Genomic DNA, 25,076 nt, shown 5'->3' with positions numbered 1-25,076 from the left:
CTTTTCAGTTGCGTGCATGCGACAGCTGGAAGCCGGCGATGCCGTCGAAGGCGGCCAGTTCGGCCGACATGGCCGACAGGCTGGCGCCCGTGTTCTTGCCATGCGCGATGGCGACAAAGCGCCATTCCTGCATGCCGTCCGTGCTGCCGATGGTCAGCGAGCCGCCGGCGATGTCGTAGCCGCGCTTGGCGGCCATGCGCCGCAGCGCATCCTCGCGCGGAATGAAGCCTTGCTTGAAGCGCATGGTGATGGCCACCGCATGGCGCGACGGCAGCCAGTTCTCCAATTTTGACAGAAAAATCATCGCCATCGCGCACAGAAAGGCCAGGCCCATGGCCGACAGATAAAAGCCGATGCCGACCATGATGCCGATTACGGACGAAGCCCAGATCGAGGCGGCCGTCGTCAGGCCGCTGATATTGAAGCCCTCGCGCATGATGACGCCGGCACCCAGAAAACCCACGCCCGTGACGATGCCCTGGATGACGCGCGTGGGATCGCTGCCGACGACGGCGCCATGGCCGCCGTACCAGAACTCGGGATAGCCGCCCAGCACGGTCAGCGCGGCCGAGGCCATGCACACGAGGCTGTAGGTACGCATGCCGGCCGCGCGCCCGTGATACGAACGCTCGTACCCCACCAGCAAGCCCAGCAGTAGCGCGCCCAGCAGGTTCAGCAGGATCACGCCATTCGTCGCCAGCTCGGCCGGCGACCAGTAGGCGCGCAGGAAGTCGATGGTCGGCATTTAATCCTGGGGTTTTTTGGTCAGCTGCTTTTCAAACGCCACGTCGAGCTTGCTGACGCGGCGCGCCTTTTGCGGTCCCAGGCCATTGACGAAGGCGACAAAGGCGTCGAGTTCCAGCGGCGGGCACAGGGGCGGCAAGCCGGGGCCTTCCGTGAGGAAGAACAGTTCATCGCCCGTGCGCGCCATCGTGTAGAGGCGGTTGCCGGTGCGTTCCTTGAGCCGCTCGATGGCGGACGTGGCGCGGGTCGAGCGCATCAGATGGCTCCCGTGCGCTGTTCCAGCCACGCCAGCGCAGGCGCATTGGCCGGCGCCGTCAGGTGCGGCGCCAGGCGCGCGCGCACGGTGGCGTGATAGTCGTTGAGCCAGGCCGCCTCGTCGTCGCGCAACAGCGAGCGTTCCACGCAGCGCGTATCGATCGGGCACAGGGTCAATGTCTCGAAGCGCAGGAATTCGCCGAAGGGCGTCGTCCCTGCGGGAATGTTGAGCACCAGGTTCTCGATGCGGATGCCCCACTGGCCGGGACGGTAGATGCCCGGCTCGATGGAGGTGATCATGCCCGGTTCCATCGCCGTCTGCGGCTCCGGCATGGCGGACTGCGAAATCGATTGCGGCCCTTCGTGCACGTTCAGGAAGAAACCCACGCCATGGCCCGTGCCGTGGCCAAAGTCGATGCCTTCGGCCCACAGGGGCGCGCGGGCAATCGAGTCGAGCATGGGCGACTTCACGCCGCGCGGGAACTGCGCGCGCGACAGGGCGATCATGCTGCGCAAGACCAGGGTGAAATCGCGCCGGTGTTCTGCCGTGATCGTGCCGACGGGGACCACGCGCGTGATGTCCGTGGTACCGCCCCAATACTGGCCGCCCGAGTCGATCAGCAGCAGGCCGTCGCCTTCGATGGTGGCCTCGCTGCCCGCATGGGCGTGGTAATGCATGATGGCGCCATGCGCATTGAAGCCGGCGATGGTGCCGAAACTGGGGCTGACAAAACCGGCGCGGCGGGCGCGGGCGGCCGTCAGGTGTTCGTCGACACCGATTTCCGTCAACGGCGCGCGTTGCGGGTCGGCCAGGGTGGCGTCCAACCAGCTGAAAAATTCGCACAGGGCGGCGCCGTCCTGCTCCATGGCGGCGCGCACGTGCGCCGCTTCAGCGTCCGTCTTGCGCGACTTGGCCAGGGTGGTCGGGTTGATCGATTCGACCACGCGCACGCCGTCGGCCACGGCCTGGCGCGTGCCGAACGTGATGCGGCGCGGATCGAGCAGCAGGGTGGTGGCGGCCGGCAGGGCGGCCAGCGCGGCGGCCGCGCGGTCATACGCGGCCACGTCCACGCCTTCGCTCTCCAGCGTGGCGCGCAGGGCGGCGGGCAGCTTGCCGTCGGCGACGAACAGGGTGGCGCGCTCGGGGCCCACCAGCGCATGGGCGAGGAAGACGGGGTTGTAGTTGACGTCGGCGCCGCGCAGGTTGAACAAATACGCGATATCGTCGAGGGTGGAAATGACGTGGTGGCTGGTGCCGTGCGCCGCCATGCCGGCACGCAGGGCTGCCAGTTTTTCCATGCGCGACAGCGTTGGATACGCGGCCGCATGCTCGTACACCGGCGCGGCGGGCATGGCCGGACGATCCGGCCAGACGGCTTGCAGCACATCGGTATCCGTGCGCAGGGTCACTTGCGCGCCCAGCGCCTGCTGCAGCAGGCGCGCATTGGCCAGGCCCAGCACGGCGCCGTCGACGGCCACCGTCTGCCCCGGCCGCATGGTCTCGCCCAGCCAGTCGATATACAGCACGCTGGCGCCGGACGGGATTTTCTTCAGGACGATGCCGCTGCCGGCCAGTTCGTCTTCCGCCTGCTCCCAGTAGCGGCCATCGGTCCACACGCCGGCGAAATCCTGCGTCACCACCAGGGTGCCGACGGAACCCGTAAAACCCGACAGCCACTCGCGGCCCTGCCAGCGGGCCGGCAGGTACTCGGACAAATGCGGGTCGGCCGATGGCACGATCAGGGCATCGATGTGCTGCGCGCGCATGGCGCCGCGCAGCTGCGACAAACGGGAGGCGGGAGTGGATTGGTCTGGTGTCTGCATGGGAGCGAAAATGGAGCGGTGCTGGGAAGCGTCTATGATACCGCGATTAGCAGCCGGGTTGCACTCGCTGCAACGCCAGCAGCGCCCCGGCGGCGGCGGCGATTTTTTCCAGCAGCGCCTCGTCGTAGGGCAGCCACGGCACGGCGCCCAGCTTGTTCCCCTGCGCTACCGCCTCGATCACCGCCTCGGCGCCATCCTTCGTGACCCTGCCGGTGGTCAGGTGGATCGCATGCCGGCCCACCATCAGGTGGCGCGCTTCGAGCGTCATCCGGCCATCCTCGATCTGGTCCGCGAATACCTGTTCCAGCACGGCGCGCCGCATGCCCGCCATCGGCCCCGGTGCCAGGTTGGCCAGGTAAAACAGGCGCTGTTCGCGCTCCACGCTTTGCTGTTCCTCCACCAGCGCCAAGGCGCTGACGCTGACCAGCAGGTCCACCGCGCGGCACGCTTCCGAATACGCCACCGGCGCCATCGGCATCATCTGCGCGGGCGCCAGCCCGTTTGACGTGCAGGCGCCGCCCGCCCCCGGATACACGCGTCCCTCGATGCGCAGCGACACGCGCCAGGCACCGAACTGGCGCGACAGGCCTTCATCGTGGTCCAGGCGCCAGCCTTCGCGGCGCGCCAGTCCCAGCAAGGTGGGCAGCGACAGCTGGTAGCCGGCAAATGGGGCGCCGCCGTCGCCGGGCGGTGCATATATTTCGCGATAAACCTGGCGTAGCGGCTGGCGCAGGCGCCGCCGCGCGAGCAGCGCTTGCCAGGCGGCGCGCTCTTCCCCGCTGCCATGCAAGGGGTGCCACAGGCCGATCTCGCCTTGCTCCGGCACATCCACCGGCTGCCCCTGCGCATCGATGGCGCCCTTCCCGTCGAGCATGAAGGCCAGCCCATCGCCCGTGCGCCAGACCAGCGCGCGCGCCACCGCGTCGATATCGGCATCGTCGCGCAGGCCACGCCATTGGTCCAGGCCAAACCACACCTCGCTGGCGTAGCCCGCTTCCAGGCGGCGCGCCAGCATGGTCTGGCGCCGCTTGCCCATGGGACCCGGCATGCCGATCCTCCAGGCGATATCGGGCCGTTCGGCCAGCGCCCGTTCGGCCGGTTTCAGATTGCGTTCCAGTTTCTTGCGGATGCCCGCATGGCGCACCTGGGCCAGCGCCGCGCGCAGGGCTTGCAGGCTTTCGGGCGTGGGAATGGTTTCCACCGCATGGCCCAGCGCCATCGCCAACGACTGCGACGGCGCGCTCTTGGCCGCGCCGGGCGCCACGCATGCCAACGGCAGCAGGACGGTGATCACGGGCCTGAACCAGGCATCGTCGCGATAGGACGCCACCCGCGCGGCGCGCGCCAGCACCGGAGAATCTGCCGTGGCAAAGGCGGCATCGGCAGCATACGGCACGCTGCCGTCATGGATGGCGGCGATATGGCGCGCCGCCTGCTCCAGTATCGTGCGCGCAAAATCGACATACGCCGCATCGTCGGCCAGCACGTCGGCGGGATCGGCCTCGCCGATGCTGTCGCGGTTCCAGTGGCCGCTGTAGCGCGAGCCGGCCAGCGCCAGCAGCGACGTTTTCGCCAGCTGCGGCAGCACGGTGAGTTCCTGCAAGGTCAAGGGCATCGGATAGCGCGCATGACGCTCATCCATCATCTGCCCGAACTGGGTTAGGGCGTCGCCGCCGGCCAGCTGCGCCAGCAGCCAGGCGGCAAAATGCTGTTCGCCCCAATGCTTCGGTTCATCGAGGATGCGCAGCGCCAGCTGCGCGCTGCCTTCCGGTGGCGCGCCGCGCAGGCAAGCCAGGCAGCCGATTGCGTAGTCCCAGTCGTGCACGCGGGCCGCGTCCAGCGCGTCGAGGAACATCTCGCCTGCCAGCGCCGGTGCCAGGTTCATGCTGCTCGCTTGCGCCAATAGCGCCAGCGCCAGTTCGCGCCGAGCATAATCGTCATGGCCGAAGCCCGCCGCGCGGTGCAGCGCCCCCCAGATGGCGCCCAATTCTTCCGGTGTCCAGTCGCTGAAATCGACCGGCGGCCCCGCGAAACGCGCATGGTCGACGGCAGCGCCCTCGAGGCGTGCACGCAGCGCTGCGGCACGGCTGGAGATCTCAGTCTCCATCATCGGCCTCGTAGCGGCGCAAGCCTTCCAGGTCCAGCACGCGGATGCCGCCGTAATCGAGGCGCAATAAACCCTTTTTTTCCAGCACCTGCAAGGCCTGGTTGGCGCGCTGGCGCGAGGAACCGGATAGCAGGCCGATTTCTTCCTGCGACAGCTGCACCAGGGTGTCCACGCTCGGGTACAGGTGCGAGTGGAACATCGAGGCCAGGCAGCGCGCCACGCGCGTGTTCAGGTCGAGCAGGCGCTCGTTTTCCATCATGCCGATGAACTGGCCCAGGCGCTCGTTGAGCTGCATCAGCAGGAAGCGCGTGAATGGCAGGCTCGTTTCCAGCAGCCAGTGGAAGGTGGTGGCGGGCAGGCGCGCCACGCGCGTATCGCGCACGGCGATGGTGTCGTATTTGCGCATCTCGCGCTTGAGCAGCGAACCTTCGCCAAACCAGCTGCCCGGTGACAAGCCCGTAAACGTCATGGCCTTGCCGGAAGCGGAAAAATTATTCATCTTGACCATGCCGCTGATGACGCCGATCCAGTTGTCCACCGGCTCGCCCTTGCGGCAGACAAAGCCGCCTTTCGGCACGAAGGTTTCGAACACATCGGCCTCAACCCGGGCCATTTGCACGGGGTCGAGCAGCTGCGCCCAGTGGGCCGCGCGCACGGCATCCTTGAGGCTGATATCAGGATTGATCATTGTGCGATGCACCATCGAAAAGTGGGTAAATGTCCCCGAAAAGACAACTTGGCAAACTAACGCAGGCTACTATCATTGCACAAACGCCTTACACATAAAAAACACAGAGCGCCATCCAACGAGGTGGGGCCTGAGACAAGCAACAGGGAGACACTGGTGCAAACGCATACCACAGCAGCAATGCCGACTTTTCCGCGGCGCTTATTGCAACACGGGACAGTACGATCCGACAAGCCCGCATTTCGCGAAAAACACCTGGGCATCTGGCAAACCTGGACCTGGTCCGAGGTGAACGAGGAAGTGCGCGCGCTGGCCTGCGGCCTGGCCGCCATCGGCTTCCGGCGCGGCATGAATCTGGCCATCATCGGCGACAACCGTCCCCGCCTGTACTGGGCCATGCTGGCCGCGCAAAGCCTGGGCGGCGTGCCAGTGCCGCTGTACCAGGACGCGCCGGCCGCCGACATGGCCTACGTGCTGCAGGATGCGGAAATCCGCTACGCCATCGTCGAAGACCAGGAGCAGGTCGACAAGCTGCTCGAGCTCAAGGCCCTGTATCCGCACGTCGCCCACATCGCCTATGACGATGAACGCGGCATGCGCCATTACCGCCAGCCGGAGCTGACGTCCTTTGCCGCCCTGCAGGTGCTGGGCCGCGCCTACGACCGCGAACACCCGGGCTTTTTCGACGCCGCCGTGGCAGCGGGCCAGGGCAGCGACTCGGCCGTGATCTTGTACACCTCGGGTACCACGGGCAAGCCGAAGGGCGTGTGCCAGAGCCATACGGCGCTGCTGGCAGCCGGCGAAGGCGGCGTCGCCTTCGACCAGCTCACCGACAATGAAGACATCCTGTCCTACCTGCCCATGGCGTGGGTGGGCGACTGCCTGTTCTCGCTGGCGCAGGCCATGGTGGCCGGCTTTACCGTCAACTGCCCCGAATCGGGCGACACGGTGATGATCGACATGCGCGAAATCGGCCCCACCTGCTACTTTGCGCCGCCGCGCGTGTTCGAGAACATGCTCACCAGCGTGATGATACGCATGGAAGACGCGAGCAGCATCAAGCGCCACATGTTCAGCCATTTCATGGACGTGGCCAAGCGCTGCGGCGCGCAGATTTTGGACGGCAAGCCCGTGCCGCTGGCGGACCGCCTCAGCTACAAGCTGGGCGAGCTGCTCGTCTACGGCCCCCTGAAAAACGTGCTGGGACTGTCGCGCGTGCGCGTCGCCTACACGGCCGGCGCCGCCATCGGCCCCGACCTGTTCCGCTTCTACCGCTCGATCGGCGTCAACCTCAAGCAGCTGTACGGCTCCACCGAAACCTGCGCCTATGTGTGTTTGCAACCGGACGGCAATATCAAGTTCGACAGCGTCGGACTGCCGGCGCCAGGCGTGGAAGTCAAGCTGGCGGCCAATGGCGAAGTGCTGGTCAAGTCGCCCGCCACCATGAGCGGCTACTTCAAGCGTCCCGACGCCACGGCCGAAGTGATCGACAACGACGGCTACTTCCACACGGGCGACGCGGGCGTGTTCGACAGCGAAGGCCATTTGAAAATCATCGACCGCGCGGCCGACGTGGGCAAGATGAATTGCGGCGCCATGTTCGCCCCCAACTACATCGAGAACAAGCTCAAGTTCTTCCCCTTCATCAAGGAAGTGGTGGCCTTCGGCCATGCGCGCGACCAGGTGTGCGCCTTCATCAACATCGACATCGAAGCGGTGGGCAACTGGTCCGAGCGGCGCGGCATCGCCTACTCCGGCTACACGGACCTGGCGGCGCGCGCCGAAACCTATGGCTTGATCCGCGACTGCATCGAGCAGGTCAACGCGGAACTGGCGGCCGACCCCTTGATGGACCGCACGCAGGTGCACCGCTTCCTCGTGCTGCACAAGGAACTCGATCCGGACGACGACGAACTGACGCGCACGCGCAAGGTGCGCCGCAAATTCATCGCCGAAAAGTACGCGGTGCTCATTTCCGCCCTGTATGAGGGCAAGACAACGCAATACATCGAGACCCAGGTGAAATTCGAGGATGGCCGCCTTGGCTCGACCAGCGCCAACCTGCAGATCTGGGACAGCAAAACGTACCGGCCCCAGGGCCTGGCCGCATGATGGAGCACAGCACGATGCAAATGAACGAACCCGACGCCCATTTCGGCACGGCCCGCAAGACGGGTCCCGTGATCCTCGACCTGAAGAACATCTCGCTGTCGTTCGGCGGCGTGAAAGCGCTGACCGACATCTCGTTCGACGTGAAGCAGCATGAAATCCGCGCCATCATCGGTCCGAACGGCGCGGGCAAAAGCTCGATGCTGAACGTGATCAATGGCGTGTACCGCCCGCAGCAGGGCGAGATCATTTACCGGGGCGAGCACCGGCGCGGCATGGATTGCTACGCGGCCGCCAAGTCCGGCATCGCACGCACCTTCCAGAACATCGCCCTGTTCAAGGGCATGACGGTGCTGGACAACATCATGACGGGGCGCAACCTCAAAATGAAGTCGAATTTCCTGCTGCAGGCCCTGTACTGGGGACCGGCGCGGCGCGAGGAAATCGAGCACCGCAAGAAGGCCGAGGAGATCATCGACTTCCTGGAAATCCAGGCCATCCGCAAGACGCCCGTGGGGCGCCTGCCCTACGGCTTGCAAAAACGCGTGGAACTGGGCCGCGCGCTCGTGGCCGAACCGGAGATTCTGCTGCTCGATGAACCGATGGCCGGCATGAACGTGGAAGAAAAGCAGGACATGTGCCGCTTCATCCTCGACGTCAACGACCAGCTGGGCACGACCATCGTGCTGATCGAGCACGACATGGGCGTGGTGATGGATATCTCCGACCGCGTGGTGGTGCTCGATTACGGCAAGAAGATCGGCGACGGCACGCCCGACGAGGTGCGCAGCAATCAGGACGTGATCAATGCCTATCTCGGCGTGGCGCACTAGACAAGGAATGGCAATGAATATCAATTTTTTCTTTGAAGTGCTGATCGGCGGCCTGCTGTCGGGCGTCATGTACGCGCTGGTGGCGATCGGCTTCGTTCTGATCTACAAGGCCTCGGGCGTGTTCAACTTCGCGCAGGGCGCGATGGTGTTCTTCGCCGCCCTCACCTGCGTCGGCATCATGGACAAGTTCGGCCTGTCCTTGTGGCTGGCCATCCCGCTGACGATGCTCACCATGATCGTGCTGGGCATGGCGATTGAAAGGGTGGTCTTGCGGCCGCTCGTCAACCAGCCGGAAATCACGCTCTTCATGGCCACCATCGGCCTGACTTTTTTCATCGAAGGCCTGGCGCAGCTGATGTGGGGCTCGCAGGTACACAAGCTGGACCTGCCCATCGAAGACGTGCCGATGCCCTTCCTGATGGACCATTTCAACATCATCGTTTCGCAGTTCGACGTGGTGGCGGCCGGCATCTGCGCGCTGCTGGTGATTTGCCTGGCCCTGCTGTTCTCGAAAACCAAGGTGGGCCGCGCCCTGCGCGCCGTCGCCGACGACCACCAGGCGGCGCTGGCCGTGGGCATTCCGCTGCAGCGCATCTGGGCCGTCGTGTGGGGCGTGGCGGGCCTGGTGGCGATGGTGGCCGGCTTGCTGTGGGGCGCGCGCAACGGAGTGCAGTTCGCCCTCACCTTCATCGCCCTGAAAGCGCTGCCCGTGCTGATCCTCGGCGGCTTTACCTCGGTGCCAGGCGCCATCGTCGGCGGCCTGATCATCGGCGCCTCGGAAAAGCTGGCCGAAGTCTACCTCGGCCCCATGGTGGGCGGCGGCATCGAAGGCTGGTTCCCGTATGTGCTGGCGCTGCTGTTCCTGCTTGTGCGCCCGGAAGGCCTGTTCGGCGAGAAGATCATCCGTCGCATATAACACCACCGAAACAGCATCGTAGGTCGGGTTAGCGCATGGCGCGTAACCCGACAACAGCCAAAACAGCCCGCAAAGGACACGCCATGATTTACCGTGAAGCAGGACAATTCAAGACCAGCTACCAGGCTGACAACCAGATTTTCCCGATCCGGCAAGACCGCCTGGCGCTGACGGCCACGCTGCTCGTCGCCGTCTTCCTCCTGCCGTATTTCGCCTCGCCCTACATGCTGTCGGCGATCCTGATCCCGTTCCTGATCTTCGCCCTGGCGGCGCTGGGCCTGAACATCCTGACCGGTTACGCGGGCCAGCTGTCGCTGGGCACGGCCGCCTTCATGGCCGTGGGCGCGTTTGCCTCGTATAACTTCATGGCGCGCCTGCCCGGCCTGCCGCTGCTGGTGTCGTTCATCCTGGGCGGCCTGTGCGCGGCCATGGTGGGCATCGCCTTCGGCCTGCCCTCCCTGCGCATCCGCGGCTTTTACCTGGCCGCCTCCACCCTGGCGACGCAGTTCTTCGTCGTCTGGTGCCTGACCAAGATTCCGTATCTGACCAACTACAGCTCCTCGGGCGTGATCACGGTGCAGAAGATGACCATCCTCGGCTACCAGTTCGACACGCCGCAAAGCAAATACTTGCTGGTGCTGGCGATCGTCGCCGGCATGGCGCTGCTGGCCAAGAACATGATCCGCTCGAACGTGGGCCGCTCGTGGATGGCCGTGCGCGACATGGACATGGCGGCCGAGGTGATCGGTTTCAGATTGATGCGCACCAAGCTGCTGGCGTTTGCCGTCAGCTCGTTCTATTGCGGCGTGGCCGGCGCCCTGTATGCGTACGCCTACCTGGGCACGGTGGAGCCGGAAGCGTACAACCTGGACCTGTCCTTCCGCATCCTGTTCATGATCATCATCGGCGGCGTCGGCTCGATTCTCGGCTCCTTCCTGGGCGCGGCCTTCATCGTGCTGCTGCCCGTCTTCCTGAATACCATCGCGCATGGCCTGGCGTTGCCAACCAGCGTGGCCTCGAACCTGGAACTGATGGTGTTCGGCGCGCTGATCATCTTCTTCCTGATCGTCGAGCCGCACGGCCTGGCCAGGCTGTGGCAGATCGCCAAGGAAAAGTTGCGACTCTGGCCCTTCCCCCATTAAGTTTTTGCAGTCGATGTCGGTTCACTTGAATACCAAATAAAACAAGAGGAGACACACAATGAAACACATCAAATCGCTCATGCTGGCCGCCGCCATCGCCAGTGCCGCACTCACCATGGCCGGCAGCGCGCAGGCGCAGGACAAGGAACAGTACATCGCCCTGCCCTCGTACCGCGTGGGACCGTACGCGGCCGGCGGCTCCGGTTTCTACGGCGGCATCATCGATTACTTCAACCTGGTCAACCAGGCCGGCGGCGTCAATGGCGTCAAGATCAGCTGGGAAGAATGCGAAACCGAATACAACCCGTCGCGCGGCGTCGAATGCTATGAACGCCTGAAAACCAAGCAGGGCGGCGCCACCCTGGTCGAAACCCTGTCCACGGGCGTCGCCTACGGCATCCTCGACCGCGTGGCGCAGGACAAGATCCCCATGACGATGATCGGCTACGGCCGCTCGGACGCCGCCAACGGCAAGGTCTTCCCGTATGTGTATCCGCTGATCTCCAGCTACTGGAGCCAGGCCGCCGCCATGATCAAATATTTGGGCGACAAGGATGGTGGCATGGACAAGCTGAAAGGGAAAAAAATCGTCCACCTGTACCACGACTCGGCTTTCGGCAAGGAGCCGCTGCCGGTACTGGAAGCGCTGTCGAAACAGTACGGCTTCGAGCTGATCAAGATTCCCGTCGCGCCGCCCGGCAGCGAACAGCAATCGCAATGGCTGCAAATCCGCCAGGCCAAACCGGACCACGTAATCCTGTGGGGCTGGGGCGTGATGAACTCCGTTGCCATCAAGACGGCGCAGCGCAACGGCTTCCCGCGCGACAAAATGCTGGGCGTCTGGTGGGCCGGCTCCGAGGAAGACACGATTCCATCGGGCGACGCGGCCAAGGGTTACACGGCGATGACGTTCAATACGCCGGGCAACTACCCCGTGCTCGACGACATCCGCAAAAAACTCTACGCCACCGGCAAGGGCAACCTGTCCGACCAGTCGCGCATCGGCTCCGTCTACCACATGCGCGGCGTGACGGCCGGCATCCTGTGGGTCGAAGCGATCCGCACGGCGCAGGAAAAATTCGGCAAGGGCAAGCCGATCACGGGCGAACAGATGCGCTGGGGCCTGGAAAACCTGAACGTCGACGATGCGCGGCAGAAGGCCGTGGGCGCGCTGGGCATGTTCCCCACCGTGAAAACCAGCTGCGACGACCATGAAGGCTCGGGCGCCGTGAAGGTGCAGCAGTGGGACGGCAAGAAGTGGACCGCCATCACGCCGAAATGGATCGTCGGCGACAAGGCCCTGGTGCGCAAGCTGGTCGAGGAATCGTCCGGCAAGTACGCCGAAGAGAAAAAGATCACGCCGGCGTGCATGAAGTAAGCGGCTCTCGACGTGGCGTCGGGTTACGCGCTACGCGCTAACCCGACCTACGCCGACCAACACCGCATTCACGTAGGTCGGATTAGCGTAGCGTAATCCGACAGCATCGCCAACACATATGAAAACGAAGCAGCCATGACACCCACTGCCACGCAAACACCAGACACCGCGCCGCCCTACCTGTCGGTCAACAATATCGAAGTCATCTACGACCACGTGATCCTGGTCCTGAAGGGCGTGTCGCTGCAAGTCCCGCAGGGCAAGATAGTGGCGCTGCTGGGCGCCAACGGCGCCGGCAAGTCGACCACCCTGAAAACCATCTCGACCCTGCTGCGCGGCGAACGCGGCGACGTCACCAAGGGCGAAGTCCAGTTCAAGGGCGAGCGCGTGGATCAGTTGACGCCGAATGAGCTGGTCAAGCGGGGCCTGTCGCAAGTGATGGAGGGCCGCCACTGTTTCGGCCACCTCACCATCGAGGAAAACCTGCTGACGGGCGCCTACACGCGCAGCCTGTCGCGCGGCGAGCTGAAAGACGCGCTGGACAAGGTCTATCACTATTTCCCGCGCCTGAAAACGCGGCGCAGCAGCCAAGCCGGCTATACCTCGGGCGGCGAACAGCAGATGTGCGCCATCGGCCGCGCGCTGATGGCCAAGCCCTCGATGATCTTATTGGACGAACCCTCGATGGGCATCGCGCCGCAGATCGTCGAAGAGATCTTCGGCATCGTCAAGGATTTGAACCACAAGGAAAACGTGTCTTTCCTGCTGGCAGAACAGAACACCAATGTGGCGCTGCGCTACGCCGACTTCGGCTACATCCTGGAAAACGGCCGCGTCGTGATGGAAGGGCAAGCGCAGGAACTGGCCAGCAACGAAGACGTCAAAGAGTTTTACCTGGGCGTGTCCAGCGCCGGGCGCAAGAGCTTCCGCGACATGAAGTTCTACCGCCGCCGCAAGCGCTGGCTGGCGTGATCCATCAAAAACCTTGGCTGCAACGCGCCCGGCGGTCCTGATGGCCAGGCGTGCGAATCAACATGCAATGACAATTGGAGAATGACTGACATGACCGATACGCTCGACAGTCTGGAAGCACGCGCCCCCGAAGCGCGCGAACGCGAATTGATGGCCGGCCTGCCGCAGCTGATCGCGCGCGCGCAACAGGCGCCGGGCTGGGCCCGCATCCTCGACGGCGTTGATGCGGCCGGCATCACCAGCCGCGCCGCGCTGGCACAGCTGCCCGTGACGCGCAAGTCCGACCTCAAGCAATTGCAGCACGCGCAGCTGCCGTTCGGCGGCTTGAACACGACGCCGAAAAACGCCCTGTCGCGCGTGTTCGTCTCGCCCGGCCCCATCTTCGATCCGGAAGGCCGTGGCCCCGACTGGTGGCGCTTTGCGCGCCCCATGTATGCGGCCGGCGTGCGCGCCGGCGGCCTGCTGCAAAATTGTTTTTCGTATCACTTCACGCCGGCCGCCTTCATGGTCGAAGGGGGCGCCGCGCGCATCGGCTGCACCGTCATCCCGGCCGGCATCGGCCAGACGGAAATGCAGGTGCAGGCGATGGCAGACCTGAAGCCGGACACGTATATCGGCACGCCGTCGTTCCTGAAACTGATCATCGAGAAGGCGCGCGAAATGGGCGCCGACATCAGCAGCGTCACCAAGGCCGTGATGGGCGCGGAAGCGCTGCCCGAATCCTTGCGCAGCTGGTTTGCCGAGAACGGCGTGCCGCACGTGTTCCAGACCTATGCCTCGGCCGATATCGGCAGCATCGCCTATGAAACGGCCAGCAATGGCAAGCTCAATCCCGGCATGGTCGTCGACGAAAACGTGCTGCTCGAGATCGTCCATCCGGGCAGCGGCATTCCCGTCGCACCGGGCGAGGTGGGCGAAGTCGTCGTCACCGTCTTTAATGCCGACTACCCGCTGATCCGCTTTGCCACCGGCGATCTGTCGGCCGTGCTGATGGACGCGCCGCAGTCGCCGTGCGGGCGCACGAATACGCGCATCAAAGGCTGGATGGGGCGCGCCGATCAAACCACCAAGGTGCGCGCCATGTTCGTGCATCCGTCGCAGGTACATGAAATCGCGCGCCGCCACCCGCAAATCAGGAAGGCGCGGCTGGTGGTGTCGGGGCGCATGGCCAACGACGAGATGGCCTTGCATTGCGAAGTCGACGATCCGCATGACGCCAGCGGCGTGGAAGCCATCATCGGTTCGATCCGTGAACTGACCAAGCTGCGCGGCGACGTGGTGCTGGTGGCGGTGGGCAGTCTGGCCCAGGATGGGAAAATCATCGACGACATGCGCGATTACAAATAAGGCCGATTTGCGGGATAATACCGGCATTGACCATCAGCCCCTTTCATCGCCATGCAAGAGTCCATGCAAGAATTTCATCACAACCGTGCCCGTGACCTGATCAAGAACGCGGAACTGCTGTTCGACCAAGATACCGTGCAGGCGTCGATCACGCGCATGGCCGATGTGCTCAACACGCGCTTCAACGCCGAGGATTCGAAAGAGTTCCCGCTGGTGCTGGGCGTGATGGGCGGCGCCGTCGTGTTTACGGGCAGCCTGCTGCCGCAACTGAGCTTCCCGCTCGAATTCGACTACATCCACGTCAGCCGCTACGGCGACGACGACAAGGGTGGCGAAGTGGTGTGGAAAGTCATCCCCCGCTCGAACGTGGCAGGCCGCACCGTCATCGTGCTCGACGATATTCTCGACGAAGGCGAAACCCTGGCGCACGTCAAGCAGCGCTTGCTGGACATGGGCGCCTCGGAAGTCATCCTGGCCGTGTTCGCCGACAAGGCCATCGGCAAGAAAAAGCCTGTACAAGCCGACATCGTCGGCCTGGTGATACCGAACCGCTTCGTCGTCGGCTTCGGCATGGATGCGTACGGCTACTGGCGCAACTTGCCAGGTTTGTGGGCTATCAAGCCCGAGGATTTGAAACAGGAGTGATTGTGGTGTTGTCGGATTACGCGCTGCGCGCTAATCCGACCTACGCCACCAGGTTCGAGTAGGTCGAATTAGCGGCGGTACGCCGCGTAATCCGACACCACCACCACCGTCACAACAACGATTACAGCTTCAACCGCGCGCGCGCCGCATCGTATTCGGCCTTCAGGCGCGCCACCATCTCTGCCACGCTCGGCACGTCATCCATCAAGCCCACGCCCTGGCCCGCGCCCCAGATGTCGCGCCAGGCCTTGGCGCTGCCGGAGCCGAAATTCATCGCGCTCTTGTCCGCTTCGGGCAAGGCTTCCGGATCGAGTCCGGCCGCTTCGATCGATTTCTTCAGGTAATTGCCGTGCACGCCCGTAAACAGGTTCGTGTAGACGATGTCGGCCGCCGCAGACTCCACGATGGCCTCGCGGTAGCCGTCGCTGACGTTCGATTCCTTGGTCGCCAGCCAGCGCGAGCCGATGTAGGCAAAGTCGGCGCCCATCGCTTGCGCGGCCAGCACGGCGTCGCCCGTGGCGATGGAGCCCGACAGCGCCAGCGGGCCGTCGAAGAATTTGCGCACTTCGCCTACCAGCGCGAACGGCGACAGGGTGCCCGCGTGGCCGCCGGCGCCGCTGGCGACCAGGATCAAGCCATCGACGCCCGCTTCCAGCGCCTTTTTCGCGTGGCGGATCGAAATCACGTCATGCAACACGATGCCGCCATAGCTGTGGATGGCGTCGAGCATTTCCTTGGGCGGCGCGCGCAGCGAGGAAATGATGATGGGGACCTGGTGTTTCACGCATACTTCCACGTCATGCGCGAGGCGGTCGTTCGACTGGTGCACGATCTGGTTGACGGCGATCGGCCCGACTTTTTTATCGGGATGGGCGGCCTGGAAGGCGGCCAGCTCGGCCTGCAGGTCGGTCAGCCACGTGTCAAGCAATTCGGCGGGACGCGCGTTCAGGGCCGGGAAGGAACCGACGATGCCGGCCTTGCACTGCGCCGCGACGAGGGCCGGGCCGCTGGCGATGAACATCGGCGAAGCGATAACGGGTAAGGAGAGGTTTTGCAACGCAACAGGCAATGCCATGGCGGACTCGCTGGAAAGTTGATCGGACGTGAAAGACACACTGAACGTTGATTATAGTGCAGAAAAAGTACGATCGTGCTGAATTTATCGCAAGGCCGGCTCAACCGTCGTTGAGCAAGTACTCACCCTCGACTCGCGCCGCTGCTGCCCTGCATAGTTGCGACACGACCCACTCGGCCAGCGCGGCCGACTCCTGGCGCAGGAAGCGCCGGTTGGCCTCTTCGAAGACGGGCATGCCGCGCAGCAGGGCCGGTATCTCGACCAGGGCGATGCGCTGGCGCTCCAGCAGCAAAAATTTCAGCAGCACTTTCACCGCATTCTGCGCATTGCGCACGGGGTCGGACGCCAGGTAATCGAGGCGCGAATACGCACGCTGCAGGGCGCCGGCGGCGTCCTGGAACGGCCGCCCGTGGCCGGGAATGACGACGCGCACGTCCAGGCTGGCGATCAGGTCCAGCGTGGCGCGCGCTTCCAGAAAGCCGGAGCCGCCATCGAGTTCCGGGAAGATCACGCCAAAGCCGTTTTCCCACAGGGCGTCGGCGGAAATGAGGATGCCTTCGTCGGCACAGTAAAAAATCAGCGAGTGCGGGTCGTGGCCCGGCGCGCCCAGCGCCTGCCAGGCCATGCCGGCCAAAGTCAAGGTGTCGCCGGGCGAGACGGTGGCGTCAAAGCGGAAGCGCGGGCATTGCTGGCCCGTGGCCTGGAAGCTGAGGGCATCGACATCCCATCCGCGCACCTTGTCCGCTTCCGACACGGGAATGGCCGTATGGCAGCCGTATGCGGCTTGCAGCAGCGCGTTGCCGCCGCAATGGTCGGAGTGCAGGTGGGTGTTGAACAGGCGGTCCAGCGGCCGGCCGGCCAGGCTGTGGCGCAGCAGGGCCAGGGTTTGCGGCGCATGCGTGACATAGCCGCTGTCGATCAGGGCCGTGTCATCCTTCCCCTGGAACAGGATGTTGTTCGACGACAGCCAGCCGCGTTCGAACACCTGCATGGCATCGGGGAACAGCGCTGGCGATCGCGGCATGGCTTCCTCAGTAGTCGGGCTCGAAATCGAGCAAAGATTCGCGGCCCGGCAATTCGGCCCACACGGCGCGCTTGAAGTCGTCGTCGGCCTTGCTCCAGGCGATGATTTCGTCGAGCGTGCGCAGGCAGCCTTCGCACAAGCCGCTGTTGCGGTTCATCTTGCACAGGCTGACGCAGGGCGACGGCACCGGCGACGGCAAAGAAAGCGGAACGGCTGGCGGAGGTGGGGGAGCGACCATCATGGAGCGGCATCGGTAAACGTGAAGACTTTCATTATGCCGCGAAACGGCGCCGGCGAGGCGATGACATCGCCCTGCAATGTTTCCGTGAATATATTTTCCAGCGAAACAATGCTCAACAACCGCTGTTCCGGAAATATATTTTTCACACATTCTCACTCTGCGGGTGCCCGTCCTACAACACGATCAGCCCAGATCCTGCTTGACTTGAGTCATTTCAGAACTATACTACCATCCATACAGATGGCAAATGGATGCCACGTGGAGTTTATGGAGAGATATGGCCAAGCAAGACAGCAAGCCCAAAATTGGGGAATCCGAGAAAATCACGATCAACCTCGGCTTGATTGACCTGGGGCAGATCGATCTGCTGGTCCAGGAGGGATTTTATTCCAACCGCACGGATCTGATCCGTACGGCCATACGCAACCAGCTGGGTATCCACGCCGACGTGGTGAAACAAACCGTGGCCCGTAAAAGCCTGGTATTGGGCATGCAGCATTACTCGCGCGCCGACCTGGAAGCGATCCAGGCAGCCGGCCAGCGCCTGCAGATACAGGTGCTGGGACTGGCCAGCATCGCCAGCGACGTTTCGGTGGAACTGGCACTGGCCACCATCGAGTCGATTTTCGTATTAGGTGCCCTGCACGCCAGCACCGTCGTCAAGACGGCGCTCGCAGGGCGAATTCACTAGCGTATTGGTTCGCGGCGATGACCCGGCCGATGCGCGGCACCGTTAAGGATGGTCATGAAACTACCTCTCAACATGTTGGCGCAGATGCGCACAGCGACCCGTAATCTGATGGGCAGCGGCCCCGCCGCCGCCACCGAAGCGATCCAGCAGGCGCTGTCTGCGGCCGGACTGACGCCGCAAGCGGCCGCCACGCAAGCGCCGCCACCGCAGCCGATGCGTGATATTAATCCGCCACCTGCGCCGCCACCGGCACCAGCGCAGGCCCGGGCCGGGCAGCCGCACGCTGACGCCGCGCCGGAAGCGGCATCGGTGCCGCCCACGCCCGCGCAGGCGGCGCAGGAGTTCGCGCAGGATTTCATGGCGCGCCTGGGCGTGCCGGCCGGCCTGGGCCAGCACAGCTTCGACATGCCCAGTTTCGAACTGCCGAATTTCCACCCGCCCGGCTTCAACGCGCCGGCCGCCACGCCGGTGGAAATCCCCGCCGGCGCGCAGTTCATCGATGGCGTGTACCGCAACCATGCGGGTACGCGTTCGTACAAGCTGTATATCCCCAGCAGCTACCACGGCCAGGCCATGCCGCTGATCGTCATGCTGCACGGCTGCACGCAAAATCCCGACGATTTCGCCGCCGGCACGCAGATGAATGCGCTGGCCGAAGAAAAGGAGTGTTTTGTCGTCTACCCGGCGCAGACGCAGGGCGCCAACAGTTCGCGCTGCTGGAACTGGTTCAACGCCATCGACCAGCAGCGCGACCAGGGCGAACCGTCGCTGATCGCCGGCATCGCCCAGCAAGTCATCGACGACTACCCGGTCAACGAGCGTGAAGTGTTCGTCGCCGGCCTGTCGGCGGGCGGCGCCATGGCCGTCATCGTCGGTACCCTGTACCCCGACCTGTTTGCCGCCGTCGGCGTGCATTCCGGCCTGCCCTTCGCCTCGGCGCAGGACTTGCCGTCGGCGCTGGCAGCCATGAAGGGCGGCGCCATGCCCAATGCCCAGCGCAAGGCGCCGGCCGGCGGCGTGCCCATCATCGTTTTTCACGGCGACCGCGACACCACCGTCAACCCGCGCAATGGCGATGAACTGATCGCGCAGGGCGTGCGCAGCCAGGCGGGCGGCAAGGCGGCCAAGGCCGCATCCGTCGACGGCAGCGTGCCGAACGGCCACCGCTACACGCGCACCACGCACAGTCAGGCCGACGGCTCGCCGCTGGGCGAACACTGGGTCATCCACGGCGCCGGCCACGCGTGGTCCGGCGGCAGCGATAACGGCAGTTATACGGACGGCAAAGGGCCGGACGCCAGCCGGGAAATGCTGCGCTTCTTCAAGACCGTCAGCTGATATTCTCGGTGTAGGGCGCGATCTGCCGCTGCTTGTCGGCGATCTCGCATACGCCGTCGGCATAGCGGTTGGAGATGGCGATGAACTGGTCCTGGATCTGCAGGAAGGCGTCGACGATCTCGGCGTCGAAGTGCGAACCGCGTCCCTCGACGATGATCTGCACGGCCTGCGCGTGGTCCATGCCCTGCTTGTAGATGCGCCGGCTGATCAGGGCGTCGTACACGTCGGCCAGCGCCATCAGGCGCGCCGAAATCGGGATGGCTTCGCCCGCCAAGCCTTGCGGGTAGCCGCTGCCGTCCCATTTTTCATGGTGGCTGTAGGCGATCTCTTTCGCGTACTTGAGGAAATCGACTTCGATGCCCAGCTCGTGCTCGGCCGCCAGGATGGCGTCGCGTCCCAAGGTGGTGTGCGTCTTCATGATGGCCATTTCATGCGGCTCGAAACGTCCCGGCTTGAGCAGGATATGGTCGGGGATGCCCACCTTGCCGATGTCGTGCAGCGGCGCCGTCTTGAACAGCAGTTCGATATTCTTGTCCGTCAAAAAATCGCGGAAACGCGGCAAGTTGCGCACCTTCTCGGCCAGCGCCTTCAGGTAGTGCGAGGTGCGGCGGATATGGTTGCCCGTCTCGCTGTCGCGCGTCTCGGCCAGCGAGGCCATGGCGTGGATGGTGACGTCCTGCAGCGCCGCCACTTCCTGCACGCGGCGCTCCACTTCCGTTTCCAGGTACTGGTTCTGGTCGCGCAGGAAATCCTGCATCTGCTTCATCGCCAGCTGCGTCTTGATGCGCGCCAGCACGATGGGTGCCGAAATCGGCTTGGTGATGTAATCGACGGCGCCCAGGGCCAGGCCCAGCTGCTCGTCGGCCACTTCGCTCATGGCGGTCACGAAAATCACGGGGATGCCTGCCGTGGCGGCATCGGCCTTCAGCGCGCGGCATACATCGTAGCCGCTCATGCCCGGCATCATGATGTCGAGCAGGATCAGGTCGGGCTGGTCGCTGCCGGCGGCGATCTTCAGGGCGCGCTCGCCATTGACGGCGATCTTGGTGCGGTAATCGTCTTCCAGCACCGCGCGCAGCAGATCGATATTGTCTGGCGTGTCGTCGACCACCAGGATGGTTGGCTTGCTTGCCGGCGCTCTCATGCCCGTCCTTCGTTCTGCATAGTTATCCTTCTCACAGTGTCAGCTCCAGCGCATCGGCCACCTCGCCCAGCTGCGCCAGCGCACCTTCGAAATCGTATTGTCCCAGCATGCGCTTCAACTGGCGCGCATGTTCCGCCTGCCCCGCCGCGACCAGCACGGGACCGATGCCGTCGAGGTGCTTGACGGCCTGCGCATCGTCCTGCTGCAGCAGCTGCGACAATTCGCGCAAGCCCGCTTCCAGGTATGCCCGGTCCACCGGCGCCACGTGCGCCACCGCCGCGCCGCCCGCTTCGGCCGTATTGCCGCGCGACTGCATGGCCAGCACAATCTTCGGCACCAGTTCGTCGAGCGCCAGGGTGCAGGCGGCCAGTGCCTGCGGCAAACCGTCGTGCGAACCCAGGCTGAGCAAGTGCTCGACCCGCGCGGCGCTGTCGGCCAGGCCGCCGGCGCCGATATTGCCGGCCAGGCCCTTCAGGGTATGCGCTTCGCGGATCGCCGTCTCGAGCTGGTTGTTCTCGATGGCGGCAACGATGCGCTGCATGGCGTCGAACTGGGTTTCCACAAAACGGTCCAGCAATTTTCGCATCAAAGCGGCATTGCCGCCCACGCGGCGCATGGCGTCCGCCATTTTCAGGCCGGCGATCACGGGCAGCTCCGCTTCCGGCTGCGCCGCTACCGACGTCATTGCCTGCGGCGCGGCCGGCGCGATCCAGCGCGCCAGGGTGCCGAACAGCTGCGCCACGTCGATCGGCTTGGCGATGAAATCGTTCATGCCGGCGTCCAGGCATTTTTCCTTGTCGCCGACCATGGCATTGGCCGTCATGGCGATCACGGGCAAATTCGAATAACGGGGGTCCTGGCGCAGCTTGCGCGTCGCCTGGTAGCCATCCATCACCGGCATCTGGCAATCCATCAGTACGCCGTCATAGGCGTTTTCCTCGATCTTCGCCAGCGCGATGGCGCCATTGCCCGCGATGTCGACGCGGATGCCGGCGTCGTTGAGAATATGCTGCGCCACTTCCTGGTTCACTTCATTATCCTCGACCAGCAGCAGCCAGGCGCCGCGCAGGGCGCGCTCGTCGTCGCGGTAGCTGCTCTGGCGCTGCGTCTTGCGGCTCTGTCCCGTCACGCCGCCAAACACGAACGATATCTGGTCGAGCAGGGTCGAGGCGCTGACCGGCTTGTTCAATATCCCGTCGAGCGGCAAATCGCGCTGACGCGCCGCCTCCAGCAGCGCTTCGCGATGGAAAGCCGTGACCATGATGCAGGCCGGCGTCGCATCGATGCCGGCGGCATCGGCACGGATGCCGGCCAGGGTATCGAGGCCGTTCATGCCCGGCATTTTCCAGTCCATCAGCACGAGGCCATACGGGCGCCCCTCGGCGCGCGCCTGCGCCACGGCGCCGATGGCCAGCACGCCGCCAGACACGGCACGCGCCTCAAAGCCCAGCGCCGCCAGCATGCTGACGAAGATTTCACGCGCGCTGGGGTTGTCATCGACCACCAGCACGCGCAGGCCCTGGAACTGCTGTTGATGTTGCAACTGCGGCAGATTATCGCGCGGCACGGCGGCCAGGCCGAAGCGGGCCGTGAAGAAAAAGGTGCTGCCCACGCCCGCTTCGCTGACCAGGTCGATCTCGCCTTCCATCATTTCCACCAGGCGTTTGCTGATGGTCAGCCCCAGGCCGGTGCCGCCATGGTGGCGCGTGGTGGAGGTGTCGGCCTGGGTAAAGGCCTGGAACAATTTGCTGCGCTGGGGCGGCGTCAGGCCGATGCCCGTGTCGCGCACGTCGACGCGCAGCACGGCCGCATGCTCTTCCAGCTGCTGCAGGCGGATGGTGACGACGATCTCGCCCTTGTCCGTAAATTTGATCGCGTTGTTGGTCAGGTTGATCAGCACCTGGCCCAGGCGCAGCGGGTCGCCCTGCAAGGCGTTCGGCACGTCGGGGGCGATGTCGAACAGCAGTTCAAGCCCCTTGTCCTGCGCGCGCATCACGGACAGGTCGGCGATCTGCGCCAGCACGTCCTCGAGGAAGAAATCGACTTTTTCAAAGGCCATCTTGCCCGCCTCGATCTTCGAGAAATCGAGGATGTCGTCGATGATGGCCAGCAGGTTCTTCGAAGCCGATTCCACCTTCTCCAGGTAGTTGCGCTGGGTCGACGTGAGTTCCGTCTGCAGCGCCAGATGGGTCATGCCGATGATGCCGTTCATCGGCGTACGGATTTCATGCGACATATTGGCCAGGAAGTCCGACTTCATCTTGGTCGCATCCTCGGCCACTTCGACGGCGTGACGCAGGTCCTGCTCGACGGCCAGGCTGGTGCTCATGTTCTTGAGCGCCTGCAGCAATTCGCCCGTCTCGTCGCGCGACGTCACCTCGATGACGGAACTGAAGTCGCCATTGGCCACGCGCGTGGCGATCGCCACCGCCTCGCCCAGCGGACGCGTGATCGAGCGCGCCGACCAGGCAAAGGCCAGGCCCGTCAGCAGGGCCGCCAGGCCGATGCCGCCCATCAGCAGCAGCGAAGTGTCGATGTCGTTGCGTATCCTGGCCGCGCTGTCGCGGATCAGCTGTTGCTGCAAATCGTCGAGCTGGCCCACGTAGAGCAGCACTTTTTCCAGCATCGGCAAGGTCTGCGTCTGTATGGCCTGCTCGGCGCGGGCATCCTCGCCGCGCTCGACCAGTTCGAACATCGTCTTGAGCGAGCCGTAGTACTCGGCGCGCGCCAGGTGCATCTGTTCCAGCAGGCGCCGTTCCTCGGGCCGCGCATCGAGACCGTCGAGAATGCGCACCTGCTCATCGATGCCTTGCTTGATCGCTTCCAGGCGCGCCTGGTTCGCCTGGCGCAGCGCCCGCTCGTGCTGGTTCGGCAGATTGCCGATGCGCGTGGCCGCCTCGCGCGCCAGCCCGTGGATCTTGCTGGTGGCCTTGGCGGCGACCCAGTCGCGCTGCAGGATATCGTCGGTCTCGGCGCGGATGGCGTAGATGCGGCTGCCGGAAAGGACGATGACGACCAGCATCAGCACGATCAACATGGCATAACCGGCATTGATACGCACGCCGATACTGATATCCCTGAAGCGCATAACTTTCCTATAAGAAATTCTTGAAAATCGAAGTCTGAACGTATTCCCCTACGAAATGCAAGGTTTATTGCAAAGCAATTGCATGCCGAAGCACTTATTTAGCCGACGTTAGGCTTGACAGGAGGTGCCAGGGTGGCGATATGGGCTTGCAGGCAGGCGGGGCACCAGCAGCCCACGGCGGCGCTGCCGGGCACGGGCATGGCTGGCGGCAGCGCCGTGCACCAGCACGGTCCGCTGGCCTGCGGGTCGGTCTGGCCGCATTGGAAGGTGGCGCCGCACAGGCTGCACTGGCTCATGGCTGTGTTTGAATTGGCAAGTGTGTGTCACGCTGCGCCGGGACGCGACGCAGATGTAACGGGCAGTAAAAGGGCTGGCTGGGGAACATATCGGGCCAGACTATAGGATCATCAGGGAAAATACAACAAGATCGCCCTATAATGCCTCCAGGATTTTCTTCTTCCCTGTAAAATCGCACAAATCTATTTTCCGGACTCGCCATGAATCAACTAGCTAACTTGAACCTGGACATGAATGACGACTTGACGGCGGTGTCGCCGCAAATCAAGGCGCAGATTCTGGCCGAGGCCCTCCCTTACATCCGCAATTTCCACGGCAAGACCATCGTCATCAAATACGGTGGCAACGCCATGACGGACGAACGCCTGAAGCACGGCTTCGCGCGCGACGTCATCCTGCTCAAGCTGGTCGGCATGAACCCGGTCGTGGTGCACGGCGGCGGACCGCAGATCGACAACGCGCTGAAAAAAATCGGCAAGCAGGGCACCTTCGTGCAAGGCATGCGCATCACCGATGAAGAAACCATGGAAGTGGTGGAGTGGGTGCTGGGCGGCGAAGTGCAGCAGGATATCGTCATGCTGATCAACCATTACGGCGGCCAGGCTGTCGGCCTGACGGGCAAGGATGGCGGCTTGATCCGCGCGCGCAAGATGCAGATGCCGGACCGCGAACATCCGGGCGAATTCCTCGACATCGGCTTTGTGGGCGAGATCGACGCGATCAACCCGGCCGTCGTCAAGGCGCTGCAGGACGACGCCTTCATTCCCATCATCTCGCCGATCGGTTTCGGCCAGGATGGCCAGGCCTACAACATCAACGCCGATGTGGTGGCGGGCAAGATCGCGGAAATCCTGAAAGCGGAAAAGCTGATCATGATGACCAACATCGCCGGCGTCCAGGACAAGCAGGGTAACCTGGTGACCGACCTGTCCGCGCGTGAAATCGACGAGATGTTCGCCGATGGCACGATCTCGGGCGGCATGCTGCCGAAGATCTCGTCCGCGCTCGACGCCGCCAAGTCCGGCGTGAACACGGTGCACATCATCGACGGCCGCATCGAACACTCATTATTGCTGGAAGTGTTGACCGAGCAGGCTTTTGGTACTATGATCCGTTCGCACTAAAAATAATTCGGCGCAATTCACCCAGCGCCGATTTTTTATGCCCTTGTAGCTCAGTGGTAGAGCACTCCCTTGGTAAGGGAGAGGCCACGTGTTC

At 64.0% G+C, this 25,076-nt stretch carries 23 protein-coding genes; 11 read left to right on the top strand and 12 right to left on the bottom strand.

The genetic code is table 11. From position 1 onward, the window contains the following. Positions 1-4 precede the first annotated feature (4 nt). The 5 genes from JAB8_RS09975 to JAB8_RS09955 are packed head-to-tail and all read right to left on the bottom strand — an operon-like array spanning position 5 to position 5,618. Positions 5-745: an MgtC/SapB family protein gene (locus JAB8_RS09975; RefSeq protein ID WP_070218976.1), complete on the bottom strand. Its 741-nt coding sequence runs from the start codon at positions 743-745 to the stop codon at positions 5-7. Continuing rightward, a complete protein-coding gene (locus tag JAB8_RS09970) occupies positions 746-1,000 on the bottom strand; it encodes a hypothetical protein (protein WP_046681889.1) in 255 nt (84 codons plus the stop codon). After that, a complete protein-coding gene (locus tag JAB8_RS09965; RefSeq protein WP_070289390.1) occupies positions 1,000-2,823 on the bottom strand; it encodes an aminopeptidase P family protein in 1,824 nt (607 codons plus the stop codon). The genes JAB8_RS09970 and JAB8_RS09965 overlap by 1 nt, the downstream gene beginning before the upstream one ends. A gap of 46 nt (positions 2,824-2,869) precedes the next feature. Beyond that, on the bottom strand, positions 2,870-4,933 hold the full coding sequence (locus tag JAB8_RS09960) for a DUF4132 domain-containing protein (protein WP_083287648.1): 2,064 nt from the start codon (positions 4,931-4,933) through the stop codon (positions 2,870-2,872). Beyond that, positions 4,920-5,618 (bottom strand): Crp/Fnr family transcriptional regulator, encoded by a 699-nt coding sequence (locus JAB8_RS09955; RefSeq protein WP_070289386.1) that lies wholly within the window; start codon positions 5,616-5,618, stop codon positions 4,920-4,922. Before JAB8_RS09955 ends, JAB8_RS09960 begins: the two co-directional genes overlap by 14 nt. Positions 5,619-5,798: 180 nt before the next feature. On the opposite strand from JAB8_RS09955, the gene JAB8_RS09950 reads away from it, so the two are divergent. From JAB8_RS09950 to JAB8_RS09915, 8 genes are all read left to right on the top strand, one after another. Continuing rightward, entirely contained in the window at positions 5,799-7,730 is a 1,932-nt protein-coding gene (locus JAB8_RS09950; protein WP_070289383.1) for an AMP-binding protein, read from the top strand. 14 nt (positions 7,731-7,744) lie between these two features. Continuing rightward, a complete protein-coding gene (locus JAB8_RS09945) occupies positions 7,745-8,560 on the top strand; it encodes an ABC transporter ATP-binding protein (RefSeq protein WP_029496076.1) in 816 nt (271 codons plus the stop codon). Positions 8,561-8,579: 19 nt separating this feature from the next. Continuing rightward, positions 8,580-9,476 (top strand): branched-chain amino acid ABC transporter permease, encoded by an 897-nt coding sequence (locus JAB8_RS09940; RefSeq protein ID WP_175444778.1) that lies wholly within the window; start codon positions 8,580-8,582, stop codon positions 9,474-9,476. Positions 9,477-9,559: 83 nt separating this feature from the next. Continuing rightward, entirely contained in the window at positions 9,560-10,618 is a 1,059-nt protein-coding gene (locus JAB8_RS09935) for a branched-chain amino acid ABC transporter permease (RefSeq protein ID WP_034752817.1), read from the top strand. 58 nt (positions 10,619-10,676) lie between these two features. Next, complete coding sequence (locus tag JAB8_RS09930; protein ID WP_070218969.1) at positions 10,677-11,996, top strand: ABC transporter substrate-binding protein; 1,320 nt, start codon at positions 10,677-10,679, stop codon at positions 11,994-11,996. 135 nt (positions 11,997-12,131) lie between these two features. Continuing rightward, positions 12,132-12,968, top strand: a complete 837-nt coding sequence (locus tag JAB8_RS09925) for an ABC transporter ATP-binding protein (RefSeq protein WP_058049338.1) — start codon at positions 12,132-12,134, stop codon at positions 12,966-12,968. 81 nt (positions 12,969-13,049) lie between these two features. Further along, positions 13,050-14,315: an AMP-binding protein gene (locus JAB8_RS09920; RefSeq protein ID WP_070289381.1), complete on the top strand. Its 1,266-nt coding sequence runs from the start codon at positions 13,050-13,052 to the stop codon at positions 14,313-14,315. Between the two features lie 63 nt (positions 14,316-14,378). Then, positions 14,379-14,960: a hypoxanthine-guanine phosphoribosyltransferase gene (locus tag JAB8_RS09915; protein ID WP_070218966.1), complete on the top strand. Its 582-nt coding sequence runs from the start codon at positions 14,379-14,381 to the stop codon at positions 14,958-14,960. Between the two features lie 121 nt (positions 14,961-15,081). Here the strand turns inward: JAB8_RS09915 and JAB8_RS09910 are convergent, their stop codons facing one another. From JAB8_RS09910 to JAB8_RS29495, 4 genes are all read right to left on the bottom strand, one after another. Beyond that, positions 15,082-16,035, bottom strand: coding sequence for a nitronate monooxygenase family protein (locus JAB8_RS09910; RefSeq protein WP_070218965.1), 954 nt, complete (start codon positions 16,033-16,035; stop codon positions 15,082-15,084). A gap of 100 nt (positions 16,036-16,135) precedes the next feature. Beyond that, positions 16,136-17,059, bottom strand: a complete 924-nt coding sequence (locus JAB8_RS09905; protein WP_070289379.1) for an MBL fold metallo-hydrolase — start codon at positions 17,057-17,059, stop codon at positions 16,136-16,138. Positions 17,060-17,066: 7 nt separating this feature from the next. After that, a complete protein-coding gene (locus JAB8_RS09900; protein WP_227742078.1) occupies positions 17,067-17,246 on the bottom strand; it encodes a DUF1289 domain-containing protein in 180 nt (59 codons plus the stop codon). 50 nt (positions 17,247-17,296) lie between these two features. Continuing rightward, a complete protein-coding gene (locus tag JAB8_RS29495) occupies positions 17,297-17,446 on the bottom strand; it encodes a hypothetical protein (RefSeq protein WP_175445182.1) in 150 nt (49 codons plus the stop codon). Between the two features lie 131 nt (positions 17,447-17,577). Here JAB8_RS29495 and JAB8_RS09895 point away from each other — a divergent pair, with 131 nt between their 5' ends. Together JAB8_RS09895 and JAB8_RS09890 are read left to right on the top strand one after the other, a co-directional pair. Beyond that, the gene (locus tag JAB8_RS09895; protein ID WP_034783786.1) at positions 17,578-17,991 is read left to right on the top strand and encodes a CopG family transcriptional regulator; all 414 of its coding nucleotides are present in this window, start codon (positions 17,578-17,580) and stop codon (positions 17,989-17,991) included. Positions 17,992-18,045: 54 nt separating this feature from the next. Continuing rightward, positions 18,046-19,329 carry a PHB depolymerase family esterase gene (locus JAB8_RS09890; RefSeq protein WP_240453494.1) on the top strand — a complete coding sequence of 428 codons (1,284 nt, stop codon included), beginning with the start codon at positions 18,046-18,048 and terminating at the stop codon, positions 19,327-19,329. Here the strand turns inward: JAB8_RS09890 and JAB8_RS09885 are convergent. The 3 genes from JAB8_RS09885 to JAB8_RS09875 all read right to left on the bottom strand — a co-directional run bounded on the left by JAB8_RS09885 (position 19,322) and on the right by JAB8_RS09875 (position 23,857). Continuing rightward, positions 19,322-20,473 (bottom strand): two-component system response regulator, encoded by a 1,152-nt coding sequence (locus JAB8_RS09885; RefSeq protein ID WP_070218963.1) that lies wholly within the window; start codon positions 20,471-20,473, stop codon positions 19,322-19,324. The genes JAB8_RS09890 and JAB8_RS09885 overlap by 8 nt on opposite strands. A gap of 31 nt (positions 20,474-20,504) precedes the next feature. After that, positions 20,505-23,561 (bottom strand): response regulator, encoded by a 3,057-nt coding sequence (locus JAB8_RS09880; protein ID WP_070289376.1) that lies wholly within the window; start codon positions 23,559-23,561, stop codon positions 20,505-20,507. A 98-nt stretch (positions 23,562-23,659) separates the two neighbouring features. Then, positions 23,660-23,857: a cysteine-rich CWC family protein gene (locus tag JAB8_RS09875; protein ID WP_070289374.1), complete on the bottom strand. Its 198-nt coding sequence runs from the start codon at positions 23,855-23,857 to the stop codon at positions 23,660-23,662. A 231-nt stretch (positions 23,858-24,088) separates the two neighbouring features. Here JAB8_RS09875 and argB point away from each other — a divergent pair, with 231 nt between their 5' ends. Beyond that, positions 24,089-24,982, top strand: coding sequence for an acetylglutamate kinase (argB, locus tag JAB8_RS09870; protein WP_010393729.1), 894 nt, complete (start codon positions 24,089-24,091; stop codon positions 24,980-24,982). The last annotated feature ends 94 nt before the right edge of the window (positions 24,983-25,076 follow it).

The organism is Janthinobacterium sp. HH106 (assembly GCF_001758725.1).
Lineage (GTDB): Bacteria > Pseudomonadota > Gammaproteobacteria > Burkholderiales > Burkholderiaceae_D > Janthinobacterium.
Note: the sequence above shows the minus strand (reverse complement) of the source record. Positions and strands in the feature narration are given on the sequence as shown.

What these genes read in the sequence shown, in the direction of transcription:
- JAB8_RS09905 (WP_070289379.1), bottom strand. Translation starts at nt 17,059, where the DNA reads ATGCCGCGATCGCCAGCGCTGTTCCCCGATGCCATGCAGGTGTTCGAA.
- JAB8_RS09925 (WP_058049338.1), top strand. Translation starts at nt 12,132, where the DNA reads ATGACACCCACTGCCACGCAAACACCAGACACCGCGCCGCCCTACCTG.
- JAB8_RS09910 (WP_070218965.1), bottom strand. Translation starts at nt 16,035, where the DNA reads ATGGCATTGCCTGTTGCGTTGCAAAACCTCTCCTTACCCGTTATCGCT.
- JAB8_RS09945 (WP_029496076.1), top strand. Translation starts at nt 7,745, where the DNA reads ATGCAAATGAACGAACCCGACGCCCATTTCGGCACGGCCCGCAAGACG.
- JAB8_RS09875 (WP_070289374.1), bottom strand. Translation starts at nt 23,857, where the DNA reads ATGAGCCAGTGCAGCCTGTGCGGCGCCACCTTCCAATGCGGCCAGACC.
- JAB8_RS09935 (WP_034752817.1), top strand. Translation starts at nt 9,560, where the DNA reads ATGATTTACCGTGAAGCAGGACAATTCAAGACCAGCTACCAGGCTGAC.
- JAB8_RS09930 (WP_070218969.1), top strand. Translation starts at nt 10,677, where the DNA reads ATGAAACACATCAAATCGCTCATGCTGGCCGCCGCCATCGCCAGTGCC.
- JAB8_RS09965 (WP_070289390.1), bottom strand. Translation starts at nt 2,823, where the DNA reads ATGCAGACACCAGACCAATCCACTCCCGCCTCCCGTTTGTCGCAGCTG.
- JAB8_RS09960 (WP_083287648.1), bottom strand. Translation starts at nt 4,933, where the DNA reads ATGATGGAGACTGAGATCTCCAGCCGTGCCGCAGCGCTGCGTGCACGC.
- JAB8_RS09955 (WP_070289386.1), bottom strand. Translation starts at nt 5,618, where the DNA reads ATGATCAATCCTGATATCAGCCTCAAGGATGCCGTGCGCGCGGCCCAC.
- JAB8_RS09880 (WP_070289376.1), bottom strand. Translation starts at nt 23,561, where the DNA reads ATGCGCTTCAGGGATATCAGTATCGGCGTGCGTATCAATGCCGGTTAT.
- argB (WP_010393729.1), top strand. Translation starts at nt 24,089, where the DNA reads ATGAATGACGACTTGACGGCGGTGTCGCCGCAAATCAAGGCGCAGATT.
- JAB8_RS09975 (WP_070218976.1), bottom strand. Translation starts at nt 745, where the DNA reads ATGCCGACCATCGACTTCCTGCGCGCCTACTGGTCGCCGGCCGAGCTG.
- JAB8_RS09895 (WP_034783786.1), top strand. Translation starts at nt 17,578, where the DNA reads ATGGCCAAGCAAGACAGCAAGCCCAAAATTGGGGAATCCGAGAAAATC.
- JAB8_RS09970 (WP_046681889.1), bottom strand. Translation starts at nt 1,000, where the DNA reads ATGCGCTCGACCCGCGCCACGTCCGCCATCGAGCGGCTCAAGGAACGC.
- JAB8_RS09915 (WP_070218966.1), top strand. Translation starts at nt 14,379, where the DNA reads ATGCAAGAATTTCATCACAACCGTGCCCGTGACCTGATCAAGAACGCG.
- JAB8_RS09885 (WP_070218963.1), bottom strand. Translation starts at nt 20,473, where the DNA reads ATGAGAGCGCCGGCAAGCAAGCCAACCATCCTGGTGGTCGACGACACG.
- JAB8_RS09890 (WP_240453494.1), top strand. Translation starts at nt 18,046, where the DNA reads ATGAAACTACCTCTCAACATGTTGGCGCAGATGCGCACAGCGACCCGT.
- JAB8_RS09920 (WP_070289381.1), top strand. Translation starts at nt 13,050, where the DNA reads ATGACTGACATGACCGATACGCTCGACAGTCTGGAAGCACGCGCCCCC.
- JAB8_RS09950 (WP_070289383.1), top strand. Translation starts at nt 5,799, where the DNA reads ATGCCGACTTTTCCGCGGCGCTTATTGCAACACGGGACAGTACGATCC.